This is a genomic window from Citricoccus muralis (assembly GCF_029637705.1).
In the GTDB taxonomy this organism is placed as follows: Bacteria; Actinomycetota; Actinomycetes; order Actinomycetales; family Micrococcaceae; genus CmP2.
Window position 1 is genome coordinate 2,951,277 of the sequence record NZ_CP121252.1, and the last position, 24,442, is coordinate 2,975,718.

The 24,442-nt window shown below is 66.2% G+C and carries 20 protein-coding genes and 1 pseudogene; 7 read left to right on the forward strand and 14 right to left on the reverse strand.

All coding sequences use genetic code 11. The features are described from left to right. Positions 1-50: 50 nt before the first annotated feature. Complete coding sequence (locus P8192_RS13575; RefSeq protein ID WP_278157533.1) at positions 51-620, forward strand: TetR family transcriptional regulator; 570 nt, start codon at positions 51-53, stop codon at positions 618-620. 71 nt (positions 621-691) lie between these two features. Further along, positions 692-1,273: an SRPBCC family protein gene (locus P8192_RS13580; protein ID WP_278157534.1), complete on the forward strand. Its 582-nt coding sequence runs from the start codon at positions 692-694 to the stop codon at positions 1,271-1,273. Here the strand turns inward: P8192_RS13580 and P8192_RS13585 are convergent. Next, a complete protein-coding gene (locus P8192_RS13585) occupies positions 1,264-2,460 on the reverse strand; it encodes a helix-turn-helix domain-containing protein (RefSeq protein WP_278157535.1) in 1,197 nt (398 codons plus the stop codon). The genes P8192_RS13580 and P8192_RS13585 overlap by 10 nt on opposite strands. Positions 2,461-2,643: 183 nt before the next feature. On the opposite strand from P8192_RS13585, the gene P8192_RS13590 reads away from it, so the two are divergent. Continuing rightward, positions 2,644-3,963 (forward strand): cytosine permease, encoded by a 1,320-nt coding sequence (locus tag P8192_RS13590; RefSeq protein ID WP_278157536.1) that lies wholly within the window; start codon positions 2,644-2,646, stop codon positions 3,961-3,963. A 65-nt stretch (positions 3,964-4,028) separates the two neighbouring features. Continuing rightward, complete coding sequence (locus P8192_RS13595; protein ID WP_278157537.1) at positions 4,029-5,567, forward strand: amidohydrolase family protein; 1,539 nt, start codon at positions 4,029-4,031, stop codon at positions 5,565-5,567. A 39-nt stretch (positions 5,568-5,606) separates the two neighbouring features. Here the strand turns inward: P8192_RS13595 and P8192_RS13600 are convergent, their stop codons facing one another. From P8192_RS13600 to P8192_RS13625, 6 genes are all read right to left on the reverse strand, one after another. Then, on the reverse strand, positions 5,607-7,463 hold the full coding sequence (locus P8192_RS13600) for an HNH endonuclease signature motif containing protein (protein ID WP_278157538.1): 1,857 nt from the start codon (positions 7,461-7,463) through the stop codon (positions 5,607-5,609). A 351-nt stretch (positions 7,464-7,814) separates the two neighbouring features. After that, entirely contained in the window at positions 7,815-8,834 is a 1,020-nt protein-coding gene (adhP, locus tag P8192_RS13605) for an alcohol dehydrogenase AdhP (RefSeq protein WP_278159842.1), read from the reverse strand. Positions 8,835-8,941: 107 nt separating this feature from the next. Continuing rightward, positions 8,942-10,465 (reverse strand): aldehyde dehydrogenase, encoded by a 1,524-nt coding sequence (adh, locus tag P8192_RS13610; RefSeq protein WP_278157539.1) that lies wholly within the window; start codon positions 10,463-10,465, stop codon positions 8,942-8,944. Positions 10,466-10,678: 213 nt separating this feature from the next. Then, positions 10,679-12,115, reverse strand: coding sequence for a GAF domain-containing protein (locus tag P8192_RS13615; RefSeq protein WP_278157540.1), 1,437 nt, complete (start codon positions 12,113-12,115; stop codon positions 10,679-10,681). Beyond that, complete coding sequence (locus P8192_RS13620) at positions 12,112-12,630, reverse strand: DUF779 domain-containing protein (protein WP_278157541.1); 519 nt, start codon at positions 12,628-12,630, stop codon at positions 12,112-12,114. Before P8192_RS13620 ends, P8192_RS13615 begins: the two co-directional genes overlap by 4 nt. Before the next feature lie 96 nt (positions 12,631-12,726). After that, on the reverse strand, positions 12,727-14,382 hold the full coding sequence (locus tag P8192_RS13625) for a thiamine pyrophosphate-dependent enzyme (RefSeq protein ID WP_278157542.1): 1,656 nt from the start codon (positions 14,380-14,382) through the stop codon (positions 12,727-12,729). A gap of 245 nt (positions 14,383-14,627) precedes the next feature. Here P8192_RS13625 and P8192_RS13630 point away from each other — a divergent pair, with 245 nt between their 5' ends. Further along, complete coding sequence (locus tag P8192_RS13630) at positions 14,628-15,581, forward strand: HpcH/HpaI aldolase/citrate lyase family protein (RefSeq protein ID WP_278157543.1); 954 nt, start codon at positions 14,628-14,630, stop codon at positions 15,579-15,581. A 24-nt stretch (positions 15,582-15,605) separates the two neighbouring features. Here P8192_RS13630 and P8192_RS13635 read toward each other — a convergent pair whose 3' ends face one another. The 5 genes from P8192_RS13635 to P8192_RS13655 form a co-directional block, all read right to left on the reverse strand. Next, on the reverse strand, positions 15,606-16,013 hold the full coding sequence (locus tag P8192_RS13635) for a hypothetical protein (RefSeq protein ID WP_270106982.1): 408 nt from the start codon (positions 16,011-16,013) through the stop codon (positions 15,606-15,608). 116 nt (positions 16,014-16,129) lie between these two features. Further along, positions 16,130-16,744: a hypothetical protein gene (locus P8192_RS13640; protein ID WP_278157544.1), complete on the reverse strand. Its 615-nt coding sequence runs from the start codon at positions 16,742-16,744 to the stop codon at positions 16,130-16,132. Positions 16,745-16,779: 35 nt separating this feature from the next. Continuing rightward, positions 16,780-17,040, reverse strand: a complete 261-nt coding sequence (locus tag P8192_RS13645) for a hypothetical protein (protein WP_278157545.1) — start codon at positions 17,038-17,040, stop codon at positions 16,780-16,782. A gap of 138 nt (positions 17,041-17,178) precedes the next feature. Next, a complete protein-coding gene (locus P8192_RS13650; RefSeq protein ID WP_431521120.1) occupies positions 17,179-18,609 on the reverse strand; it encodes an MATE family efflux transporter in 1,431 nt (476 codons plus the stop codon). Further along, the gene (locus tag P8192_RS13655) at positions 18,602-19,603 is read right to left on the reverse strand and encodes a CPBP family intramembrane glutamic endopeptidase (RefSeq protein WP_278157546.1); all 1,002 of its coding nucleotides are present in this window, start codon (positions 19,601-19,603) and stop codon (positions 18,602-18,604) included. Before P8192_RS13655 ends, P8192_RS13650 begins: the two co-directional genes overlap by 8 nt. Positions 19,604-19,667: 64 nt before the next feature. On the opposite strand from P8192_RS13655, the pseudogene P8192_RS13660 reads away from it, so the two are divergent. Further along, positions 19,668-19,748, forward strand: a pseudogene (locus P8192_RS13660) (50S ribosomal protein L36); the annotation flags it as partial. Here the strand turns inward: P8192_RS13660 and P8192_RS13665 are convergent. Beyond that, on the reverse strand, positions 19,717-21,876 hold the full coding sequence (locus P8192_RS13665; protein ID WP_278157547.1) for an ABC transporter ATP-binding protein: 2,160 nt from the start codon (positions 21,874-21,876) through the stop codon (positions 19,717-19,719). The pseudogene P8192_RS13660 and the gene P8192_RS13665 sit on opposite strands and share 32 nt — an antisense overlap. Continuing rightward, positions 21,873-23,648, reverse strand: a complete 1,776-nt coding sequence (locus tag P8192_RS13670; protein WP_278157548.1) for an ABC transporter ATP-binding protein — start codon at positions 23,646-23,648, stop codon at positions 21,873-21,875. Before P8192_RS13670 ends, P8192_RS13665 begins: the two co-directional genes overlap by 4 nt. Positions 23,649-23,773: 125 nt before the next feature. On the opposite strand from P8192_RS13670, the gene P8192_RS13675 reads away from it, so the two are divergent. Further along, positions 23,774-24,022: a hypothetical protein gene (locus P8192_RS13675; RefSeq protein ID WP_278157549.1), complete on the forward strand. Its 249-nt coding sequence runs from the start codon at positions 23,774-23,776 to the stop codon at positions 24,020-24,022. Positions 24,023-24,442 lie beyond the last annotated feature (420 nt).

Below are 24,442 nucleotides of genomic sequence, written 5' to 3' on the forward strand. Positions count from 1 at the left end.
CCCACTGCTGAACAGTGTTCAGTGAATGGTGTTCAGTACACTGTAGAACCATGGCACGATCCAGCACAACTCCGGCCATCTCGGCGGAGTCTCTCGTCGACACCGCCCTGGTGATTCTGCAGGATTTCGGGCTGGCCGACCTTTCCATGCGCCGCGTGGCCGGCCAACTCGGCGTTCAGCCCAGCGCACTGTACTGGCATGTGCCGGACAAACAGTCACTGCTGGCGTGGGTGTGCAATCGTCTTCTCGACGGGGTCGATGCCCCCGAGCTCACCGGACACTGGCGCGCAGACGTGCGCTCCCGCACCCTTGCCCTGCACGCAGCCCTGCTGAGCACCCGCGATGCCGCCGAACTGACCGCTTCCGTGCTTGCCCTGGGGACCGGCGGCCACCGACTGCGCGAGCTCATCTTCGAAGCGGCGGCCCCTGCCGCTTCGGCCCCGGCCTCAGCCACCGCACCCGAACCCGCCGTGCTGACCGAGGCCGCCGTAGCCCTGCTCATCGGCGACGCCATGATTACCCAGCAACGCCGCCAGGCCGAACTCCTGGGAATCCTCTCCACGGAACCGGCGTCACCTCTCCCCGATTTCTCCGCCCGACTCGACCTGCTACTCAGCTGAGCCCAGCTCCCGAACGATTTTCTGCACCGCTCCCCGCAACGCTGAGCTCCCGGTGCCCCTAGACTGGCCCCATGACCAACTCCCCTGATCCCGCGTCGTCCCCCGAGCACCGCATCAATCCCGCCACCGGCCTGCCGCAAACCTCACCCCAGGCCGCTTGGCCCGTGCGCGTGCAGGCCGGTCCCACCGCGATCAGTTACTCCATCACCGTCCATGCCGACGCCGACGAGTTGTGGCGCCTCCTCGCCGACCCGCACCGCCATCACGAGGTTGATGGTTCCGGCACCGTGAAACCAAAGGTCACCGGCCCGCACCAGCTCAGCGTCGGCGACGAGTTCTCGGTGCACATGGTGATGTACCGGGTGCCCTACGTGATGAAGCTGGCCACCACCGCCGCCGAACCCGGCCGCCTCATCGAGTGGCGCCACCCCGGTGGACACCGCTGGCGTTGGGAGTTCGAGACGCTGGAACACGACGCCGACACCAACACAGACGACGCCGAAGCCGGCCCCCGCACCCGCGTGACCGAGACGTTCGACTACTCGGGCGTGAAGCCCCTCGTCGCGCGCGGCTACCGGCTGCTGCGCCGCACGAACGAGAACGACAAGGGCATCCGCGCCTCGCTCACCCGCCTGGCGGGCCGCTACCTCTGACCCTGGCTGAACCCAGCGGAGCCCAGCGCCACCCGCAGCACCAGATACCCGTCCCTGTCGAGCGGATCCGCACCCACCAGCTGTTCCACCCGGTGCAGCCGCTTGCGCACGGTATTGGGGTGCAGGAAGAGCTGCTGTGCCGTCTGCTGCAATGACCCTTCCGAATCCAGGAACGCGGAGACGGTGTGCACCAGGTCCGCTCGATGCACCGCGTCGTAACGGCGCAGCGGCTCCAAAATATGCGTCCGGAAGGGCGCCAGCTGTTCGGCGGTGAGCCCCATCAGCAGTCCATCGACACTCGCCAAGTCGTGGCCGTGTGCAGCTCGTCCCCGGCGGCGGGCGATCTCCGCGGCATACCAGGCTTCTGCGAGCACGCGACGCAGCCGGGTCCAGGTCAGAGCGGACCCCACCCCATAGGGCGTCCGCATCGGATCCAGACACGTCTGGCGATATCGGTCCAGCGCCTCCGGCGTTCCGACGATCGTCAGTTGCCCGTCTCGCTCACCCCAGATCAGCTCGCCCTGGCAGGCGCTCAGGCACCGCTCCGCGTCCGCCATCCGCCCCTCGCCCAGGAGGTCCGCGGCATGGCAGATGGCACCGATCGGGCGCTGAGAGGCGAGCCATCCGGGGGCGGCCTCGGCCAGGATGGACACGTCCGCATTCCCCTGCCGCACGTGCTGGAGTAGCGCCCCGACCTCCAACCGTTGCGCTCGCGAACGCCGTGCCTCGGCGTGTGCGGCGTCCACCCATTCCACGATGGACAGGAAAGGCGTGCTGATCGGCACATGCACCAGCGGCACCTTCAGTTGGCGTGCCGCCTCGACCAACGCCTGGGGCAGCACCGGCGCCCACGGTCCCGTTCCGAATCCGACGGCGGCGACACCGATCCGGGCCGCAGCACGCATCATGGTCCGCGCCGCATCAGCTCGGCGCGCCTCGGTGGCGCCCCACCCGATCCCGGTGGTCAGCAGCAGCTCGCCCCCGCGCAGAAACTCACTGGGATCGGTCATCTCCGAGGCGAAGGCCACCCGCAGCCCGCGCCCTTCCTCCGCCCCCGGAAACACCCGTCGCACGTCGATCCGCTCGTCGTCGATCAGTTGCCGCACCGTCGGCCAGAGCCATTCATCAGGCAGCACCGAGACCGGCGCTTCCACAGAAGCCTTCTCAGAGATCACGGGTTCGGGCATGTTTCCACGCTAGACCCGCGGTGTTTCCACGCCGTTTCGGCACGGTGTCCATCCGCACACCATATGCGGGCAACGGTGTGCCGTTCTCTGAGCTGTGTTTCGTCTCGCCCCGCACGCCGCCCGATGACTCTAGCGTTCAGGGTGCCGGTTCACACGATCCACCCCACGATCCCAGGAGTCGTCATGACCACCCTCTCGACCCGACGCCCACCATCGTCCGATAGCACAGCGGTGGTCGACACCGACTATCCGGTCGGCCCGGTCCCCCGCTCCGCGCGGCGGCCCACCCTGTCCCTGGTGATCGTCGTCGCCGGCTTCTTCTTCTACACCCCCACCATGGTCACCGGCGGCACTGTGGCCACCCAGTTCGGGTTTGGCTCCTATCTCGGCCTGGCCCTGATCGCCACCGTGATCCTCGCCGCCTACATCGCCCTGCTGGCCGTGGCCAGTGCTCGCACCGGACTCACCACGGTGCTGCTGTCCCGCGCGGTGCTAGGACGCTGGGGCGGCAAGTGGGCCTCCCTCATTCTCGGCGGAACCCAGGTGGGCTGGTACGCCATCACCATCGGCATTCTCGGCGAACTGGTCGCCGCAGCCTTCGGCTGGTCGGTCAGCTGGCCGGTGATCCTCGTCGGCGGAATCCTCATGGCCACCACGGCTTATGTCGGGTTCAAAGGGATCGAGCTGCTCTCGTGGATTTCCATTCCGGCCATGCTCATCCTCTGCGGCATCGTCTTCGTCCGCTCCATGGACCACGTCGGCGGCTGGTCAGGGCTCATGACCGTGACCGGACAGGGAGAGATGACAGCCGGTCTTGCCATCACCTTGATGATCGGCACCTTTGTGAGCGGCGGCACCCAGATCGGCAACTGGAGCCGCTTCGATCGTGGCTCCACCGCACGCGTCTTCGCCCTGACCGCGGCTGCGGTCATCCTCGTGCAGTTCGGCATGCTGTTCTTCGGGGGCATCGGGGCCGCCGCCTTCGGAGAGGCCGATTTCGTCACACTCCTGATGACCATGGGCATGGTGGGCGCCGCCGTGGTGCTGCTGGTCGCCAACCTCTGGACCACCAACGACAACGCCGCCTACGCCTTCGGAGTGGCCGGGGCCGAACTGTTCGAGCGCCCGAGCAAGAGCCCGTTCATCATCGGCGGCGTCGCCATCTCAATCGTTCTGGCCCTCACCGGAGTCGCCGATGCCCTGACCGGCTTCCTCGTACTGGTGGGCATCCTCATCCCGCCGCTAGGCGGCGCGCTCATCGGAACCTTCTTCCTGGCCTGGCGCGGCGTCGTCCCCCAGAACGGCGCCCTCACAGGAGCACCGCGCCTGCGCCTGCCCGGCGTCGCATCGTACCTGGTCGGGGCCGCCTGCGCCCTCGCATCGAACGTCGTCGGCTGGGGCAGTCCCGCACTGATCGGCATCGTCAGCGCAACCGTCGTCGCCGCCGCCTTCGGCCTGGCTCAGCGATCGCAGAGCACGCCTGAGCCGACCCGCATCGGCTGATTCCGCCCGCCTTCTCTCCCCGATTTCGCCCCCCCCCATCCCCTGTGAAGGGAAAGGACCCCCTGATGTCACTTTTAATCCGCAACGCCGACGTCATCACCCTGGCCGATCCCACCTCCAGCGCCCCTGAGCACCTGGATCTGCGCATCGCCGACGGCGTCATCACCGACCTCGGACCCGGACTGGTTCCTCGCGACGACGACGAGATCATCGACGGCCGCGACCGCTTGGTCACCCCCGGATTCGTCAACGCGCACACCCACTCCTGGGAGGCGCCGTTCAAGGGCCGCTACGACAACATGCCGCTGGAACTGTGGATGCTGTACTCCTATCCCCTGCTGGGCTCCGCCCCCTGCTCACCGGATTTCATCCGCGCCCGCTCCCAGCTCTTCGCGCTGGAGAGCCTGAAATCGGGAGTCACCACCGTCGTCGACGACGTCCTGGAGACCCCGACCCAGGATCTCGAGCAGCTGGCCGCCGTGCTCGACGCCTACGACCGCATCGGGATTCGGGCGAATGTCTCCGGTCACGTCATCAACCTGCCCTTCGTCGACACCATCCCCTATGTGGCCGACCGGATTCCGGGCGAGGTGACCGATCAGATCCGCGCCACGGCCCTGGTCACCGCCGAGGAGTATCTGGACTACAGCCGCCAGGCGCTGAACCTGGTGCAAGGTTTCGGACAGGACCGATTGCGCTACATGCTCGCGCCGTCTGCTCCTCAGCGTTGTTCCGCCGATCTGCTCGCCGGCGCCACCGAGATGGCCGTGCGGCACGACCTCGAGTGCCACATCCACCTGTTGGAAACGAAAACCCAGCTCGTCACCGGCACCGAGTTCTACGGGACGTCGCTGCCCCGGTACCTGCGTGATATCGGAGCCCTGTCGCCCCACACCACATTCGCCCACGGAATCTGGGTCGACGACGATGACCTCGAGATCATGGCGGACCACGGGGTCTCCGTTTCGCACAATCCGCTGTCGAATCTCAAGCTCGGATCCGGCGTCCTGCCCTGGCGGCGCTACCGGGAGGCCGGCGTCAATCTGGGGCTGGGCACCGATGGCTGGTCTAGCTCGGACACTCCACGACTGCTGGAAGTGATCAAAGCGGCCTCGCTCCTCCACAAGGTGGCCGACCCCGACCCAGCGGCGTGGCCCACGGTCACGGAGACCCTGCGTGCGGGAACCGTCGGCGGAGCAGCCTCGGCGCGCCTGGCCGACCGCATCGGGACCATCGAGGTCGGTAAGCGAGCCGACGTGCTGATGTGGGACCTCACCACCTTGAATTTCACGCCCCGACAGCGGCTGGATCATCAGCTCGTCTATTCGGAGAACGGCAGCTCACTGGAACGGGTCATCGTCGACGGCGTTGTCGTAGTCGAGCAGGGCCGGCTCCTCACCATGGACGAACAGCAGATTGTCGAGGAATTCAACGCCTATCTTCCCGAGATCCATGCCTGGCAGGACCGCACCGACCGGCTGAACCAGGTGTTCCACCCCGCGTTCGCGGCCTCCTACGAGACGTGCAGTCACACGCCGAGCCCGATCAACCGACGGATCGGCGACGGCTCACACCACGCTCCCCTTCATGCAGGCCACCGATGACGCACCGCTGTCTCACCGCAGCAGCACAGGTGCCATTGGTCACGTTGTGGCGGCCCCGGATCTCCAGTAAGTGTTGCGCCGCGGGGTCTGCCAGGGGTCGTGGTACATCGGCGCCCGGAAGTACGGCACGTCATCGATGAACTCAATCTGCCAGTCGCCGCGGTCGGCCAGCGCATGGTCGTGCCGGCACAGCAGCACTCCATTATTGACGGCGGTGGGTCCGCCCTCCCGAGCCGGTTGATGGTGATGGGTCTGACACCAAGAAATGGGCGCCGTGCATCCCGGTGCCGCGCACCCACCATCGCGGGCCGCCACCGCCGCCCGGAGATGTCCGTCGAAAAACCGTTTTTTGGTTCCGATGTCGAGTACTTGGCCCGCACCGCCGAGCACCACGGGCATCAGGTCGGCCTCCACCAGCAGCTCGCGCAGCCGAACGGGGCGGATGGGACCGGTGTACTGCCCCTCCGAGAGGTAGAACTCCGGCTTGTTGTACGGCTCGACCGCCGAAAGGTCGAAGTCCGCGGGCAGCAGGTTCGCCGCGTGCGCCTGACGCATCATTGTCGCGTAGTCCAGGGTGACCATGACCACCGGGCGGGTGGTGCCGTGGTCGGGAAGCTTGTTCGACGGCGAGCGTAGCCCGGTGTGCAGCACCGAAAGCACGGCGTTCAGTGCGCGCTGACCCCAGGTGCGACGGTCCATCGCACCCACCGGGTCACCGTCCGGATCTTGAGCAGCGGCCGTCTTGCCCCGGGGAATCTCCGGAGTCTCGGTGCCGTCGTTGACAAACGGCGTCTCCCCCTCGAGAGTCCGCCCCGCGGGGTTGTTCGCGGCCTGGCAGATGGTCTCGAGCAGCTCCTGGCTCGCGTCGTCGATCTTCATCTCCCAGTCATGGTTGCCGTTGCCATCCCGCCCGCGATATCGGATGCGGCATTTCTGGAGCTTTTCCTCGTCCTCGGGCAACTCGCCGTCGGGGTTGAGCAGGTTCTCGGCCAGCTGGCGCCAGCGCGCCGCGGCCTGGAAGAAGTGGTCATCGTCGAGATCGCGCGCAGACCGAGTGAGCAGCTCCTCCCCCTGAGTCAGCAGTGAATTCGCCCTGGCCCGATCGTAGGACACCTTCTCCGCGGTATCTGCTGCGGCAGTCATCGCGGTGATCATCGAGCGCAGCGACTTCTCGGTCACCTCACCACCGTGGAACGCCCGGGCCGCCGTCGTCAGCTTGAAGTCCCGTGGATTCGAGACATCATCGACGACGACGGACTCCTCGCCCCGGCCCGCGGTCGCAGCGTCCTCCGCACCCACCAACACGAGCGCCCCAGATCCCGCGGCACGGTGCAGACGGCGCGACGTCGCCAGCCTCTGGGCAATGTCCTTACCGCCGGCGTGGGTGAGGTGGCGCAGGTAGGCCGCGTGGTTCTTGTACATGACGCGTCCTGCGGGCACGCCGAGCAGTTCGGGCCGGTCGCCCTCATGGTCGAAGGCATCCGCTGCCAGCCCGGTCAGTCGCGTCTGGAGCGCATCGATTCTCCGCGCCATGGATTCCACCGAGCGCACCGCCTCTGGCAGACTCGCCGCCGGTTCCTCACAGTGATACGCCGGGATCCGCGTCGACGTAGTCTTCTCGGCGAACGGATCCGCTTCATCCTCTTCAGCGCCCGCAACGTCATCCTTGGGACCCTTACTCCACCCGGTACCCCAGTCTTGGGCGGTGGCCACGGGTTGCACCTCACGGAACACGGCGAACGCACCCCGTGCCGCCGGATCCACCAGCCGATCGGTGAGCACCTGCAGTCCGGACGACACCATCTCAAGCAGTTCAGCCGTGCTTCGGTCATCCCAGACAGTCACCTCCGAGGGCAGCCCAGGCAGCGCGCCGTCGTCGATCTTCTCTGCCGCCATGCTCGCCACCTCGCTCCGCCTGCTCAGTCCCGACCTGCACCCAAACACGTCACCCAAAAGCACTATCGAACACTAAAAGAGCCCTATCGTCATTCAGAAGTAATTCAGGTGTTCTATAACGAGGTTACACTCATTCGCGCAAGTGCGCAACTATTCTCGAACATTGTTTCCAGCCTCGTCGATCCGCGACGTTTCGGGCCCACCCCGCATCCACGCACAACAGGGCCCGACCACCACGTCAGCGGCAGCCGGACCCTGTCGATTCCGAGTCAGCCTCGGCTCAATACAGATCAGTACGCATCAGTACAGATCAGTACGCATCAGTACAGATCAGTACACATCAGCGCTGCATCAGTACTCGATCACCACGCGACCCTCGATCTTGCCGTGCTTCATCTCCTCCAGCACGTCGTTGATCTCCTCCAGCGGACGCCGGTGGTAGGTCGGGTGGATCTTGCCGGCCGCATAGAACTCCAGCGCTTCCACCATGTCCTGCCGGGTGCCCACGATCGAACCGCGGATCGTCAGACCCTTGAGCACGATGTCGAAGATCGGCGCCGGGAAGTCGCCCGGGGGCAGCCCGTTGAACACGATGGTTCCGCCGCGTCGGGTCATGTTGATCGCCTGCCCGAACGCCTTCGGGTGCACCGCCGTCACGAGCACGCCGTGCGCACCGCCCACCTTTTCCTGGATCACCAGCTCCGGGTCCTGCACATTCGCGTTCACCGTGATTTCAGCACCGTGCTTCTCAGCCAGCGCCAGCTTGTCGTCGGCAATATCGACGGCGATCACGCGCATCCCCATGGCCACCGCGTACTGCACCGCGATGTGCCCCAGGCCGCCAATCCCGGAGATCACCACCCACTGGCCGGGACGCACCTCGGTGCGCTTCAGACCCTTGTACACGGTGACGCCGGCACACAGCACCGGGCCGACCTCGTACGGATCGGCACCTTCCGGGATGATCGGGGCGTAGCGAGTATCCACCAGCATGTACTCGCCGAAGGAGCCGTCCGTCGAGTACCCGCCGTTGAGCTGCGACTCGCACAGGGTCTCCCAGCCAGTCCGGCAGTGTTCGCAGTGGCCACAAGCGCTCCACAGCCAGGCATTGCCCACCGTGTCGCCCACTTTGACTTCGGTGACGTCGGGACCGACTTCTTCCACCACGCCGACTCCCTCGTGTCCGGGGATGAACGGGGGAGAGGGCTTGACCGGCCAGTCACCCTCGGCGGCGTGCAGGTCGGTGTGGCATACGCCGGTAGAGATCAGGCGAACCAGCGCCTGGTGCTGCCCCGGCGTGGGGCGTTCGGTCTGAGTGACGTGGAGATCATCGCCGAACTTCTCGACGACGGCGGCTTTCATGGTGCTCATCATGACTCCTTAATGACTGTTTTTTGGGCGCAACAACCTAGGGCAGGTGTTGCTGACGGTCTTTCAGGTGGTGCCCGGTGGCCGGGCGGCAGACGGGGCGATCAGGTTTAGAAGAAGCCCTGCTTGTTCTCGGTGTAGGAGACCAGCAGGTTCTTGGTCTGCTGGTAGTGGTCCAGCATCATCAGGTGGTTCTCACGCCCGATGCCGGAGGACTTGTACCCGCCGAACGCGGCGTGGGCCGGGTAGGCGTGATAGTTGTTCACCCACACGCGTCCGGCCTGGATTTCGCGGCCGGCACGGTAGGCGGTGTTGCCGTTGCGGGACCACACGCCGGCGCCGAGGCCGTACAGGGTGTCGTTCGCAATGGTCAGCGCGTCGTCGTAGTCGTTGAACGTGGTAGCCGAGACGACGGGACCGAAGATCTCCTCTTGGAAGATTCGCATGTTGTTGGACCCCTTGAAGATGGTGGGCTGCACGTAGAACCCGCCGGCCAGATCGCCGTCGAGCTCGGCGCGTCCACCGCCGGTGAGTACCTCGGCGCCCTCCTGCTTGCCGATATCCAGGTAGGAGAGGATCTTCTCGAGCTGATCGTTGGAGGCCTGCGCACCCATCATGGTGTCGGTGTCCAGGGGGTTGCCCTGCACGATCTTCTGGGTGCGGGCGACGACGGCGTCGAGGAACCGATCCGCAATGGACTCCTGAATCAGCGCGCGGGACGGGCAGGTGCAGACCTCACCCTGGTTCAGCGCGAACATGGTGAAGCCTTCCTGGGCCTTATCCCAGAACGCGTCGTCCTGCGCTGCGACGTCCTCGAAGAAGATGTTCGGCGATTTGCCACCCAGCTCCAGGGTGATCGGGATGATGTTCTCGGAGGCGTATTGCATGATGAGCCGGCCGGTGGTGGTTTCACCGGTGAACGCGATCTTGCGGATCCGCTTGTTCGAGGCCAGCGGTTTGCCGGCTTCCAGGCCGAACCCGTTGACAATATTGATGACGCCGGGAGGCAGCAGGTCGCCGATCAGGTCGATGAGCACCATGATCGACGCCGGAGTCTGCTCGGCAGGCTTGAGCACGACGGCGTTGCCGGTGGCCAGTGCCGGCGCCAGCTTCCAGACCGCCATCAGAATGGGGAAGTTCCAGGGGATGATCTGCCCGACCACGCCGAGCGGTTCGTGGTAATGGTAGGCCACGGTGTCTTCGTCGATCTGGGAGAGCGAACCCTCCTGGGCGCGGATGGCGGAGGCGAAGTAGCGGAAATGATCGGCGGCGAGCGGAATGTCTGCATTGAGGGTTTCGCGGACGGCCTTGCCGTTATCCCAGGATTCGGCGACGGCGATCTTTTCGAGATTGGCCTCGATCCGGTCGGCGATCTTGTTCAGAATACCGGCGCGCTCGGCCACGGAGGTCTTGCCCCAGGCGGGTGCGGCAGCCCAGGCGGCGTCGAGGGCCGCTTCGATATCTTCGGCGGTGCCGCGGGCGACCTCGCAGAAGACCTGACCGGTGATGGGAGTGACGTTTTCGAAGTATTGTCCCTTCACGGGGGCCACCCACTCCCCGCCGATGTAGTGCTCATAGCGGGACTTGAACTCGACGACAGCGCCGTCGGTGCCGGGGTTCGCGTAGACAGTCATGATGTGCTCCTGTAGCTCGGTGACCGGGTTGGCACGGGGCCGCCTCGGCACTGGCAGCGGGTCTCAGAAGGAACGGCGTCCAAGCTGCGCCTCCGAGGCGGCCCCGTATAAGTGTGATTCTAGTCACAGTGAGGTTGCGGGGAGGTTGCTCGACGACGATGCAACAGGTTGCATCAGGGAGTTTCAGGGCGCGACGAACGGTAACGTGCCAGGTCAGCGCTGGGCGCGGAGGCGTTCCAGGGTGCTCACCACGAGCGAGCGGCGGGGCGATTCCGCGGGCAGCAGGCGCAGCGCCATCAGCCACAGTTCCTCATCATCAGCCGCCTCCGGGCGGGTGAGGTAGTGCCAGAGTTGGGTGGCATCGGCGTCCTGGAGCACCGCTTCGCGCAGGGCACCGGCGAGTTCTTCGCGGATCTGCACGATGCCGGGGGCGTCCGAGTGCGGCAGCACGGGTCCGACGGCGGCGGCGAGCGCGTCCTGCACATCGCCGTCGCGCAGTGATTCGCGAGCCAGGGCGGCGTCGGTGCGGATCTCGCCGTCGAGCCGGTAAGGCCGGGCGGAGACGGCCAGCGGGCAGTCCTGGGAGCTCAGCGCCCGGCGCAGGCGATGGATCTCGGCACGCAACGTGATGGCCCGGGACTCGACTCCGGGCGCGGCCTCCCCGTACAGCAGCTCTTCGAGGGCGGCGCCGTCGAGTCCGGCGCTGTGCCAGTCGAGCAGCGTGAGAATTTCGGCGTGGCGCAGGCTCAGTTCGCGTCGGCTCACCCGCGGGGGTAGCTGGCCGGTCACGTGAATCACCGCTGCGGGCGGCGGGGTGGTCGACGACGTCGGAGCGGCCAGCGGGCGGGCGGCCCCGCGGGCTTCGGCACGACCGGGCCGCGGTGCTGGCGGCCGGGCCAGCGAGGAGGCAGGCGAAGAGAGGGGCAGGACCATCTGATGCAGGCTCAGCCCGTGCTCCGGATCAGTGTGCAGCTCTTCGGTGGTCAGCTGGTTGCGCCACAGCGATTCCACCGCGGTCACGGTGGCACGCAGCAGCGAGAAAGCGAGCGGACTGACGGCGTCGTCGCCGCCGGTGACGTCGATGACGCCGACAATCTCACCGGTGGCGGGGTTGCGCACCGGCATGGCGGAGCAGCTCCACGGGTGGACCAGGGGGCTGAAGTGTTCGGCGCGGCTGATCTGCGAGGGACGGCCGGTGGCCAGCGCGGCTCCGGGGGCGGCGGTGCCGACCGAGGCTTCCGACCAATCGGCCCCGGGGACGAAGCCCATCAATTCGGCCCGGCGCGCGGCGAGTTCGTCGCCCTCCACCCAGAGCAGGTGACCGTCGGCGTTGCCCAGGGCGGTGATGAGTCCGGCGTCGGCCGCGGGGTCGATGAGCAGGGTGCGGATCACCGGGAGCGCTGCGGCTAGGGCGTGCTGCCGACGCGCGGAATCCAGGTCGGCCGTCGGCACGGCGAAGGGCACGGAGACGCGCTGCGGGTCACGGTGGGCCTCCAGGGAGCGCTGCCAGGAGGCGAGCACATCGGGGCGCACCGAGCGCAGGGCCTCCGAGGGGGGACGCGGTGAGCTGCGAGACAGGGTGCGCAGGGCGTCGCGGGCCAGCTCCACCCGGTGCTGGTAGGCGTCGGCCGAGGGCTGCTGGACGCTCACAGCGCACTCGGGTCGGGCTCAGCAGCTCCAGCAGTATCAGCCGTCTCGGCGGGGTTCATGAGTCGAGAGCGGATCAGGAAGCGTTTCCCTTCGGGCGCCTCCACCGAGAACCCGGCCCCGCGTCCGTCGACGACGTCGAGGGTCAGGTGGGTGTGCTTCCAGTACTCGAACTGCTCCCGGCTCATCCAGAACGGCAGCTCTCCGGCACCCCTGGCGTCACCCGCGGCGTCGTCGGAGGCATCCGAGGTGTCAGCGGCGGGCAACTCGAAGGTGCCGAGCAGGATGTCGGAGTCACCGGTGCGGAAGTCGCCCTCCGGATAGCACATGGGCGAGGACCCGTCGCAACAGCCCCCGGACTGATGGATCATCAGCTCACCGTGGATGCCGCGCAGCTTCTGGAGCAGTTCGAGGGCCTCGTGGGTCATCGCCACGCGGGAGATCGACTCACCCTCCACCTCAGGGCGCGCCTCCAGCGCAACGGCGGGCACAACAGGGGCAACATGATCGGTACTCATGCCGCCGAGACTACCAAACCAGTGTGGTCTGCGTCACTGTGCAGTAGTCCTCGTTGCGCCGCCGTCCGCTCCGGCTCAGCTCGTCAGTCAGTCGGCTCAGTACGCCTTCTTGCGCTGCTCGACCACCAAGTGGATCAGGGCGAAGCGGCCGTCGTTGTCAATGGCGCTCAGCGCGGCTTCGAGCGCACCCGGGATCTCGGAGTTCTCGGTCACCTTGACGCCGAAGCCGCCGAACGCCTCCGCCATGGCGGCGAAGTCGGGGTTCTTCAGCTGGGTGCCGGAAATCCGGTTCGGATAGTCGCGCTCCTGGTGGGTGCGGATCGTGCCGTACTCCTGGTTGTCCATCACGATCACCAGCGGGGTGGCGCCGTACTGCGTCGCCGTCGCCAGCTCCTGGCCGTTCATCAGGAACTCGCCGTCACCAGCGATGGTCACCACGCGGCGACCGGGGTAGTTCAGCGAGGCGGCCACGGCCGACGGGATCGAGTATCCCATGGAGCCGTTGCGCGCGGAGATCATCGAGGCGTAGGACTCCGTCGGGAAGTACCGGTGCGCCCAGTTGGTGTGCTCGCCGGCGCCGAAGGTCACCATCGAATCCTCGGGCAGCGAGGGCACCAGGTGCGCCATCATCATGTCCATGGTGGCCGGGCCCTCGAGCGGTTCGGCGGCGGGCAGCGCGGCGAATTCCTCCTGCTGGGCGCGCATCTTCGCCGTCCAGGTCTTCCAGGAGTCCTTCACCTCCAGATCCATCAGCACCAGGTCGCGCACGAACACGTCGGGCTTGGCCACGATCTGAAACGACACCGGGCCGGAGCGGCCGCGCAGGGACGGGTCGATGGTGACGATGAAGTTCTTCTTCTCCCAGTTCTGGCGGATGTTGAACCCGTCGGTGATCACGTCGCCGGGAACGGTGCCGACGAAGACGATCAGGTCGGTCTCTTCCAGCAGGTCGTAGGTGGGCTTGGGGCGGCCGTAGCCGATGGGGCCCACATACGACGGCGAGTGGAACGGCACGGTGCCCTCGGTCCGCCACTCCGCGGCCGCGGCGATGTGGTGGTCCTCCAGCCAGGCGGTCAGCGATTCGGCGCCGTCGCGGGTCCAGTCGTTGCCGCCGGTGATGAACAGCGGCTTCTCTGCGTTGCGCAGCGCGTCGTGCAGCGCCTTCCAGTCAGTGACGGTCATGCCGCCGCCGGCGATCGGGATCTGCGGGTGCAGCTGATTCTCCACCTCGACCTTGATGACGTCTTCGGGCAGGCCGACGACGACGGGGCCGGGGCGCCCGGAGTTCGCGGCGAACATGGCCTCGGCCACGATCTCAGAGGCGCGCTCGGGGTGGTCCAGCACCATGACGCGCTTGGCACCGGTACCGAACCAGGCGTGCGGGTCGAACTCCTGGAACGCTTCGCGGTCACGGTGCTCGAAGGGGATCAGACCGACAAAGAGCACCATGGGAGTGGAGTCCTGCCAGGCGGTGTGCAGGCCCACGTGAGCGTTGGCTGCACCGGGGCCGCGGGTCACCATGGCCACACCGGGCACGGAGTTCATCTTGCCGTCGGCCTCGGCCATGTACGCCGCGCCACCCTCGTGACGGCAGATCACGTTCTCGATGGGCGAGTCATGCAAACCGTCGAGCACGTCCAGATAGGACTCTCCGGGAACCGAATAGATACGCTGGACGCCGTGGGCCACCAGAGTATCGACGATGAGGTGACCGGCCGATTTGTTCGACGGCTGGGCAGCGGACTCGGACATGGATTCTCCTTGGGTGCGGTTCGGCGCGGGTTTGGATCAACATACACCAGATTCCGCGCCCGTCCCGTCGCTGTGGCAATGTGTGTCACGAACCGTTTATGCTGGTGCGCAACGTCCACACCCGGACTCCTCGGGCCAGCCACCTTGCCTGGCCGCTCGCGCCGACGCCGATCCGCGTCGTTTCTCTTTTCTGGTGCGCCGTCTCGCATCAGCGCGCACCATCCCCGTTTCATCAGGAGTTCATCGTGTCGTTTCCCGTGGCCACCGCAGAGTTCACCACCACACCGGGTCAGAAGCTGACCGCCGATCTTGCCCGATCCTGGCTGCTCGTCAACGCCGCCCAACCGGAACGGTTCGCTGCCGCGGAAGAATCCCCCGCCGACGTCGTCGTGTTGGACATTGAGGACGCCGTTGCCCCTCAGGGGAAAGATGCCGCTCGGGCGCATGTGCTCGACTGGCTCGCATCCGGTCACACCGGGTGGGTGCGGATCAACGGCTACGGGAGCAGGTGGTGGGCGGACGACGTTGAGGCGCTGGCGCAGGTGATCAGCTCCCGGCTGGGTGGTCCGCAGCGTGAGGGCGGACTGCTCGGGGTGATGCTCGCGATGGTGGAGTCCACCGATCACGTCAACGAGACCGCCGCGAAGCTGCCCGGCGTGCCGGTGGTTGCGCTGGTGGAAACGGCGCGCGGTCTGCAGCGGATCAATTCGATTGCCGCGGCCAAGGGCACGTTCCGGCTGGCGTTCGGCATCGGCGATTTCCGCCGCGATACCGGGTTCGGGGAGTCGCCGATGGCCCTGGCCTACGCCCGCAGCCAGTTCACCATTGCCGCGAAGGCCACGGGCCTGCCGGCGGCGATTGATGGGCCGACGGTCGGTTCCACCGGCGTGAAGCTGGCCGAAGCGACCGCGGTCACGGCGGAGTTCGGCATGTCGGGCAAGCTGTGTCTGACCCCGGAGCAGTGCGCCGCTATTAATGAGGGGCTCTCGCCGTCGCAGGAGGAGCTGGGCTGGGCGCACGAGTTCTTGGCGGATTTCGAGGCCGACGGCGGTCAGATTCGCAACGGTTCAGATTTGCCGCGCCTGGCGCGGGCGAACAAGATCACGGCCCTGGCCGAAGCGTTCGGGGTGACGTGGCGACCGGAGTCCTCCGGAGACGCTGCCTCCACCACGGCGCCGTCAGACACGTTCCACTACTAGAGCGGTAGCCCCACCGCTCCGCACCTACTGTGCTGCGCCGTCCTGATCATGGGGGCGGCGCTGACCGTAGGTGGGCTCGCTGTCGCCCTGGGCACGGCGCTGTTCAGCTTCGCGCTCTTCGCGCAGTTTCTGGCGCTGTTTGGCGATCGCCGCCCGGTGCAGTTCCGCAGAGGACCGGTTGATGCCGGATCCCTCGGAGAGGTGATTCGGGTTGTCCTTCGAGGCCAGTTGCAACATGGCGACCACCACGAGGGAGACCATGAAGAAGACGCCGAAGGCGATGAGGCCGATATCGATGCGCAGCGGCTTATCCGTGCCGCCGGTGGTGGCGAAGGTGGCAATAGCGCCACCGACCAGGCCCAGCACGGCGGAGAAGATCAGGGGTGCCTTGATCGATGCGGTGAAGCCCTTCTTCTTCGAAGGCTGACCCACGGTTCACACTCCTCGGCTCGGCAGATAGTGCCCGGTGAAACGGCACCCGACCAGTCTAGTCGTTGGAGACGGGGGAAGACGAAACGAGACGGGGCAGTTCCGCCGTCAGCGTGGGATCAGCGCAGACCGGTCTGCTTCTTCGCCTCGGTATGTCCGGCCTTCGCGGCTGCGCGGGCGTCGAGCCAGAAACCGATGCCGGCCACCGCGGTGATCACGGTGATGATGAATGCCACTGCGCCGGTCAGCCCCATGACCTGGTGGTCGTTGAAGGTGGTGCACCAGATGATCAGTCCCAGCCCGGCTAGGGTGTTGACCCCTCCGGCCAGGATCTGGTCGCGCGCCGGGATGAAGTCCCTCCGGTGGCGCACACCGGCCACCAGTTCCGCGACACCGCCCAAGAGGTAGGCCGCACCCACGGCCACCGCCGTCGCCCACATCGGGGCCTCAAACAAGTGCACACCCACCACGACGATGGCGCCGAGACACCAGGCCGCGCAGGCCATCGACAGCGGCGAGCGCATCGCCTCGGGCACCGGTTCGCGCCGCAGGTACTCCCACAGGGCGGTGCCGGAGAGCAGCAGGTAAATGGCGACACCGAAGCTGGTGACGGCGTGGCTGGGTTCCTGGATGATGAACGCGACCACCGCGAAAATCAGGGACACCCCGGCGCGGATGAGCACCGGTTTGAACAGGACGGATGAGATCGCGGGGTCAATTTTCGTTACAGCCACGGACCCAGTCTAGTGGTGGGCGCAACCGCCCGGGATCAGTTGTAGTAGATCTTCGAGTAGTACTGGGGCATGTACCCGATGTACTGCTCGCCCCTGCAGTAGGACTGCACGCTGACGGTGTAGCCGGAGGCGCGGTAGTGGGCCACGCGCGCGTCGGTGGCCTGCTGGCAGATGCTCTTGTTGTTGAACCACTCCGCGTGGGTGTCAGCCTGGGCCGGTGAAGCCATCGCCAGCATGCCCGCGGCGAGGCCGAGAGCGGCGGTTCCGGTGGTGAGTGCCTTCTTGAGCGTCGACATGGTCTCTGTCTTCTCCTTCTGGTTCTCTGCGTTGCGGTACTACCGTGGTGTTCTGGCAACAAACAGCATCGAACCTTTCACGAGGTCGGCGCGGGCCTCAAGGGCTCTTTCCCGCCTCGGGTTCGACACTCAGCAGATTCACAGGTGCTCGGCGCCCAGGCGGATCCATTTGTCGCCGCGGATCCGCCACCACAGGGTGACCCCACGGGCGGCCAGGTACAGGCCGGAGAAGCCCAGCCAGAGCAGCCCCACGAGCGCAGGCGTACTCAGCGCGGATATTCCGCCGTCTCCCCCGCTGTCGGCGGTGAGCCACCAGGCGAGCAGGGCGAGACCGGGCAGGTACACCACCAGGTTCACCACCGAGGCCAGCGCCAGGTAGCGGGCGTCTCCAGCGCCCATGAGCACGCCGTCGAGCACGAACACGTATCCGGCCAGCGGTTGGGTGACGGCGATGACGAGCAGCCCGGCCGTGGCGGCGGCGCGCACCTCGGGGTCGGGGGTGAAACCGGCGGGCAGCACCCAGGCGAGCGCGGCGAGCACCACCCCGGTGATCACCCCGAACCACAGCGACCAACGGATCATGGTGCGGGTGAGCTCCCGGGCGGTGGCTTCCCGAGACGCACCGAGTTCACGGCCGATCAGGGCCTGGGCGGCGATGGCCAGGGCGTCCAGGGCGAAGGCCAGGGTGGAGTAGACGATGAACACCAGCTGATGGGCGGCCAGCGTGGTGGTGCCCATCCAGGTGGCCATCAGCACGGTGGCTAAGATCGCAGCACGCATGGCCGCGTTGCGCACCAGCAACCAGGACCCGAATTGGGCGGTGGCCCGAATCCCGGACCAGCGCGGCCGCCAGCTCAGCCCCGTGAGTTGGTCGGAGCGCACCCGGCCCACGATCACCCCGAGGAATGCCAGCAGCATGCACCACTGAATAGCGGAGGTTCCCGCTGCGGAGCCGGCCACACCCCAGCCGAATCCGTACACGAAGAGGAAGTTGGTGGCGATGTTGATGCCGAATCCGACACCGGCGACCACCAGCGGAGTGCGGGTGTCTTGCAGCCCGCGCAGCACGCCGGTGGCGGCGAGCACGCCCAGCATGGCGGGCAAACCGAACATGGAATAGCGCACATAGTCGACGGCGTGGCCGTGCAGTGCTGTGGCCGGGTCGGCGCCGAGAGCGGTGATCAATCCGGGCGCGGTGAGCCACCCCACCAGACCGAGCAGCGCACCCAGCAGCACCCCGAGCCAGATGCCGTCACGGCCGCGGGCCAGGGCGTCGGCCACCCGGCCGGATCCGACCAGGCGCGCCACCGCAGGCGTCGTCGAATACGCCAGGAAGATCAGCAGTCCGGTGGCGGTGTGCAGCACGGTGGTGGCCAGCCCCACTCCCGCGAGCTCTGCGGTGCCGAGGTGACCGATAATGGCCGTGTCGGCGAGCAAGAACAGCGGTTCGGCGACCAGTGCGCCGAGCGCGGGAACCGCCAGGGCCAGAATCTGGCAGGACAGCGGGCGGGCGTCGTCGTGCACCGAGGTCGGTTCCGACTGTTCCGCCTGCTCAGACTGCTCAGACACCGGTCATCAGGCGCAACGCGCTCACCACCCCCGGCAGCGTGCCATCCGGCAGCATCTCCCGGTACTGCTCGAGCACCGGGTACACCAGGTACAGCATCAGCACGGCCACCAGATTGTTGAAGAGGTGCAGGGCGTAGGCATAGGCCAGCGAAAATCGGAACGCGATATACGTTCCCGTGATCACGGCACCGAGGACGACGTACGGCACCGCGGCGATGAGGTCGAACGTCCCGGAGCCGAGGAAGTGGATCCCGCCGAAGATCGCCACCGACAGCGGGGCGGTGACCCACACGGTGAGGTAGCGGGAGAGCTTGCCGACCAGTAGGTGGCGGAACAGGTACTCCTCCACGAAGGGCCCCAGCACCACAGTGACCAGCAGCATCATCCACATCGGCACCACCGTGGTCATACCTTCCAGCGCGGCTTGGTTGTCGGAGGTGACCGGGTCCCCCAGGAACATCACGATCAGCATGGAGAGGGTGATGCTGCCCAGCCACAACCCGGGGATGAGCAGCAGCTTCAGGCCCCAGAGCCGGCGGAAGGTGGCCATCGACTGGATCAGGTGCCCCCCGCTGGCCAGCAGTGCCAGCAAGGCGAGCAGTGAATAGTTGACCAGGTTGACGAAGAACAGGGCGGCCGACGACGACGCCGACCCCGGATCGGCGACCATCTGCTCGGGCGTGGTGGGTTCGGTACCGGCGATCGCGGCCGCCACGTCCATCGCGCCCGGGATGGCAATGAACAGGGACCCCAGCCCGATGACGAACAACCCGATGTAGACGAATACGGCGAGCAGGTCCCGCCACAGGAATCGGCCCGGGCGCACATCCGGAGCCCAAGGGGTGCCCGGCTGCGGCTGCCCGTAGCCGCCGGATCCACCGCGCCGATATGACGGCGGCCAGCCCGCGGGGATCGCCGGACCGGCTGTGGTCGCCGTCGTCGAGGTAGGTTCGGGCGCGCCGTACTCGGGCGGATTCGGGTTGGGAGTGCTCATCCGGCCATCCTATCGACCGGCGCTGAGCTCGTCGTCGGTGAGGCGCGAGTGCTCCCGTCGCTCGGCTTCGCAGGTGGTGCGCCGGCGGGGCCGCACCGACGTGATCAACAAGCTCAACCCGCGGTTGAAGGGGCGTCAGGGCTGACGCCACCTTCGGCATCACTGGATCCGCTGGTACCGACCGTCGGCGTCGCGCCCGTCACCACGGGTACGGCGCCGGTGGCCAGTGCCTCCTCGTCGGGGTCCACGCCGTCGGTGAACTGCGACTGGTAGAGCCGGTAGTAGGCGCCTTCGCGCTCCAGCAACTGGTCATGGTTGCCCTGCTCCACGATGCTGCCGTCCTCCATCACCAGGATGAGATCGGCGTCGCGGATGGTGGAAAGCCGGTGGGCGATCACGAAGGAGGTGCGCTCGGACCGCAGCGCGCCCATCGCCTCCTGGATCAGCTTCTCGGTGCGGGTATCCACCGACGACGTTGCTTCGTCGAGGATGAGCAGTGCCGGGTCGGAGAGGAACGCGCGGGCAATGGTGATCAGCTGCCGTTCACCTGCGGAGATCGCTTCGGAATCCGAAGACACCTCCGTCTGGTAGCCCTCGGGCAGGGTAGAGACGAACCGATCCACGTAGGTGGCTCGGGCCGCCGCCATCACTTCCTCGTCGGTCGCGTCGAGGCGGCCGTAACGGATGTTGTCCATGATGGTGCCGTCAAAGAGCACCGCGTCCTGGAGCACCATGCCGATCTGAGCGCGCACCACCGAGCGGTCGAGGGCGCCGATATTAATACCGTCGAGACGAATCTGGCCGGAGTCAATCTCGTAGAACCGCATGATCAGGTTCACCAGCGTGGTTTTACCCGCGCCGGTGGGCCCGACAATAGCAACCACCTGGCCGGGCTGGGCCACCAGGGAGAGATCGGTGATCAGCGGCTTCTCCCGGGTATAGGAGAACGCCACGTGGTCGAACTCGATGTGGCCGGCCACCGGGTCCGGCAGCTGTGCGGTCGAGCCTGATGCTTGCGTCGTTTCGGTACGCCGTGCGTCGTCGTCGAGGAGCTCATCGAGGGCCGGATCCTCTTCTTCGTCGGCGTCGAGCAGCTCGTAGATCCGCTCCGCCGAGGCGACCGCGGAGATCACCATGTTGGACATGCCGGCGATCTCACCCAGCGGCTGGTTGAATTCGCGCGAGTACTGAATGAACGCGGTGACCGAGCCCAGGGTCATCTGCCCGGAGGCTACGCGCAGCCCGCCCACCACGGCGATGCCCACGTAGCCCAGGTAGGTCACCCACTGCATGATCGGCATGATCATGTTCGAGTAGAACTGGGCCTTGAAGCTGGCTTCGTAGAGTTCCTCATTGCGCTCGTCGAAGCGGGCACGCATGTCGTCCTGGCGCCCGAAGACGGTGACGAGCTCGTGGCCAGTGAAGGACTCCTCGATGTGCCCGTTCAGTCGGCCGGTATTGCGCCACTGGGCGGTAAACAGCTTCTGGGATTTGGAGCCGATGATACCGACGACGACGGCGGAGATGGGCAGGGCGATCAGCGCGATCAGGGCGAGCTGCCAGGACAGCCAGAACATCATCACGGTGATGCCCACCAGGGTGAGCGCGGCGTAGATGAAACCGGTGAACGCCTGCTGGAACGCGGTCTGCACGTTGTCGACGTCGTTGGTGGTGCGGGAGAGCAGATCCCCGCGCTGGCGGGTGTCGAAGTAGCTCAGCGGCAGCCGGTTGACCTTGGCCTCGATCTGCTGGCGCATCCGGTAGACGATGCGCATCACGATCTTGTTGATGAGCAGCCCCTGCAGATACATGAAGATCTGCGCCACGAAGTACATGGCGAGCACGACGCCGATCAGCCGGGCGAGCAGCGTGAAGTCGATGCCCTCGCCGGGAACGAAGTCCATACCGGAGAGCATGTCGGCGAACTGGTTCTCATTCTGGGCGCGCAGCCCCTCGATCACCTGCTCGCGGCTCATGTCGGCGGGCATGTTCGCGGCGATGGCACCGCCGAAGATCACGTTCATGGCGTCGCCGAGAATTTTCGGTGCCCACACGCTGAACACCACGGCGATCACGACGAAGGCGACGGTGACGGAGATGCCGATCTTCTCGGTGCGGAACTCCCCCATGACCCGCTTGGCGGTGGGCCAAAATGCTTTGGCCTTGCGCGGGGCGCCACCTTCGCCCCATTCCGTGGATACGGAGTCCTGCATCTGCAGGATCTCCTCTTCGGAGAGCTCGACCGTGGATTCGTTCTTCTTCTCGGCGCTCATGCCAGCTCCTCTGCGGTGATCTGGGAGTCAACGATCTCGCGGTAGACCTCGGAGGTCTCCATCAGTTCGTCGTGGGTGCCTCGGCCGACGATGCGTCCGGCATCGAGCACCAAGATCTGATCGGCGTCGGTGATGGTGGAGACACGCTGGGCCACCATGATCACGGTGGCGCCATCGGTGTAGTCGCCCAGGGCGGCGCGCAGTTTTGCATCGGTGGTGACGTCGAGCGCGGAGAACGAGTCATCGAAGAGGTAGATGCGTGGCTGACCCACCAGGGCACGGGCAATGCAGAGGCGCTGACGCTGGCCACCGGAGACATTGGTGCCACCCTGGGAGATGCCGGAGTCGAGTCCGTGGCGGGCGGAGTCGCCGTCACCGGTGGTGCGCTCTCGCACGAAATCCGCGGCTTGGGCGGTCGTGAGAGCTGACCAGAGCTGGGCTTCGTCGGCGTCGGGGGCGCCGAAGCGCAGGTTGTCGGCGACGGTGCCGGAGAACAGGTACGGCTTCTGGGGCACGTAGCCCAGCGCGGCGGTGATCTCGGTGCGGGGCAGTTCAGTGACGGGCACCCCGTCGATGAGCACCTCGCCTGCGGTGACGTCGTGGAGCCGGGGAACGAGACCGAGCAGGCTGGTTTTGCCAGCACCTGTGGACCCAATAATCGCCGTGGTCGTGCCCGCTGGTGCGGTGAAGCTGATGTTTTCGAGCACGGCGGCGTCGGCACCAGGGAAGGCAAAGGAGACGTCGCGGAACTCGACGGTGCCGGCGGGCCGCTGCGCTCCGGCGGGAACCTGCGGGGTGCGCGGATTGCTGGGCTCGGACATGGATGGCTGGGTCTGGAGGACTTCGCCGATACGGCGGGCACAGACCACGGCGCGCGGCAGCATTATGAACATGAAGGTGCCCATCATCACTGCCACCAGGATCTGCAGCAGGTACTGCATAAACGCGGTCAGCGCGCCGACCTCAACCAGCCCGTCGGACACCCGGTGACCACCGAACCACAGTACGGCGGCCGTGGCCCCGTGCAGGATGATCATAATCAGCGGACCCATCAGCACGAAGATCCGGCCGATGCGCACCGAGGTGTCGGTGAGCACGGCGTTGGCATCCGTGAAACGCTGGGTCTCGTGAGCCTCACGGACAAAAGCCCGCACCACACGGATACCCATGATCTGCTCACGCAGCACCCCGTTGACGGCGTCGATATTGTCCTGCATCCGCTGGAACATCGGCAGGAGCATCGCCACCAGGATCGCCACGAAAATGAGCAGCACGGGCACGGACACCCACACCAGCCAGGACAGGCCGGGGTCTTCGCGCACCGCCATCACGATGCCGCCGATGGACATGATCGGCACCATCACCATGAAGTTCAGCGCCATCAGCATCACCATCTGGACCTGCTGGACGTCGTTGGTACCGCGGGTGATCAGGGTGGCCGCACCGAAACGGTTGACCTCAGCGGTTCCGAACCCATCCACGCGGCGGTAGACCGCCTGGCGCAGGTCGCGGCCGAGCCCCATGGCGGCGCGGGCGGCGAACCAGACCGCGGTGATGGCCGAGACCAACTGCATCAGGGCCACGACGAGCATGATGCCGCCGGTGCGCCAGATAAAGTCGGTGTCACCCACCGCCACGCCCTCATCGATGATGCGGGCGTTCAAACTGGGCAGGTAGAGGGTCGTCATCGTGGCGACGAACTGCAAGAGCACGACAGCGATGATCGACCCCAGATAGGGGCGCGAATAACGGGTCAACAAAGTCCAGAGCATGGAGGATCGCTTCCGTGGCTGGGGAGAAAGCTCCGATGGGAGCGTGGTCCAATCTACTCCCCCTGGGAACCAGACGCCTATGAGGCCTGCCTGGCTGACTGCTGATCCATGCACGCGATACGGTCATGCCCACCTCGATCAACGATGAGGAGATCGCTCAGCTCGCGCAATTTCTGGCCGCGTCCCCCGATGGAGTGGAGCGCGAGATTCTTTTCACGAAGGTGGGACGTCATCGCCGTGTCCTCCTGGCCGACCTCACTGCCTATAAAGCGCGAATCGCCGCTAGCCGCGACGAATTTCTGACCCGCCAGACACGAGAGGCCGCTCAGAAAGACGAGTACTTCGCCATGCCCGACGATCATGAAACGCGGTAGATAGCCTTCCTAATTCTCCTGGATGCCTCTGTCCTCGTCCCCATGCCAACCCTGGACCTCTTGTTGCGACGAGGAGCGGCCCAACAATTCCCACCACTATGGTCTGCAGAGGTCCTCGAGGAAACAGAGCGAAGCCTGGTCAACAAACTCGGCACACCGCCGCAGTTCGCTCTGGCGCAGAACTCATTGTCACGTTCAATACGAAGGACTTTCCTGCCGCGTCATCTACGCTCTTCGACATCGACGTGCGCACACCAGACGATTTCCTCTTGGGCCAGTTGGATTTGGACCCGGATGCGGTCGTCAGTGCAGTCAAAAAGATTCTCGCGACGATGCAGCACCCGCCCATGTCTTAGGACAAGTATCTTCAAGGCCTGGCACGATGCGGCCTGCCGCTCTTTTCGAGCAGTCTCGCCATCA

Coding starts and splice junctions, on each gene's coding strand:
- P8192_RS13575 (WP_278157533.1), top strand. CDS start 51: ATGGCACGATCCAGCACAACTCCGGCCATCTCGGCGGAGTCTCTCGTC.
- P8192_RS13580 (WP_278157534.1), top strand. CDS start 692: ATGACCAACTCCCCTGATCCCGCGTCGTCCCCCGAGCACCGCATCAAT.
- P8192_RS13585 (WP_278157535.1), bottom strand. CDS start 2,460: ATGCCCGAACCCGTGATCTCTGAGAAGGCTTCTGTGGAAGCGCCGGTC.
- P8192_RS13590 (WP_278157536.1), top strand. CDS start 2,644: ATGACCACCCTCTCGACCCGACGCCCACCATCGTCCGATAGCACAGCG.
- P8192_RS13595 (WP_278157537.1), top strand. CDS start 4,029: ATGTCACTTTTAATCCGCAACGCCGACGTCATCACCCTGGCCGATCCC.
- P8192_RS13600 (WP_278157538.1), bottom strand. CDS start 7,463: ATGGCGGCAGAGAAGATCGACGACGGCGCGCTGCCTGGGCTGCCCTCG.
- adhP (WP_278159842.1), bottom strand. CDS start 8,834: ATGAGCACCATGAAAGCCGCCGTCGTCGAGAAGTTCGGCGATGATCTC.
- adh (WP_278157539.1), bottom strand. CDS start 10,465: ATGACTGTCTACGCGAACCCCGGCACCGACGGCGCTGTCGTCGAGTTC.
- P8192_RS13620 (WP_278157541.1), bottom strand. CDS start 12,630: ATGAGTACCGATCATGTTGCCCCTGTTGTGCCCGCCGTTGCGCTGGAG.
- P8192_RS13625 (WP_278157542.1), bottom strand. CDS start 14,382: ATGTCCGAGTCCGCTGCCCAGCCGTCGAACAAATCGGCCGGTCACCTC.
- P8192_RS13645 (WP_278157545.1), bottom strand. CDS start 17,040: ATGTCGACGCTCAAGAAGGCACTCACCACCGGAACCGCCGCTCTCGGC.
- P8192_RS13655 (WP_278157546.1), bottom strand. CDS start 19,603: ATGAGCACTCCCAACCCGAATCCGCCCGAGTACGGCGCGCCCGAACCT.
- P8192_RS13665 (WP_278157547.1), bottom strand. CDS start 21,876: ATGAGCGCCGAGAAGAAGAACGAATCCACGGTCGAGCTCTCCGAAGAG.
- P8192_RS13670 (WP_278157548.1), bottom strand. CDS start 23,648: ATGCTCTGGACTTTGTTGACCCGTTATTCGCGCCCCTATCTGGGGTCG.
- P8192_RS13675 (WP_278157549.1), top strand. CDS start 23,774: ATGCCCACCTCGATCAACGATGAGGAGATCGCTCAGCTCGCGCAATTT.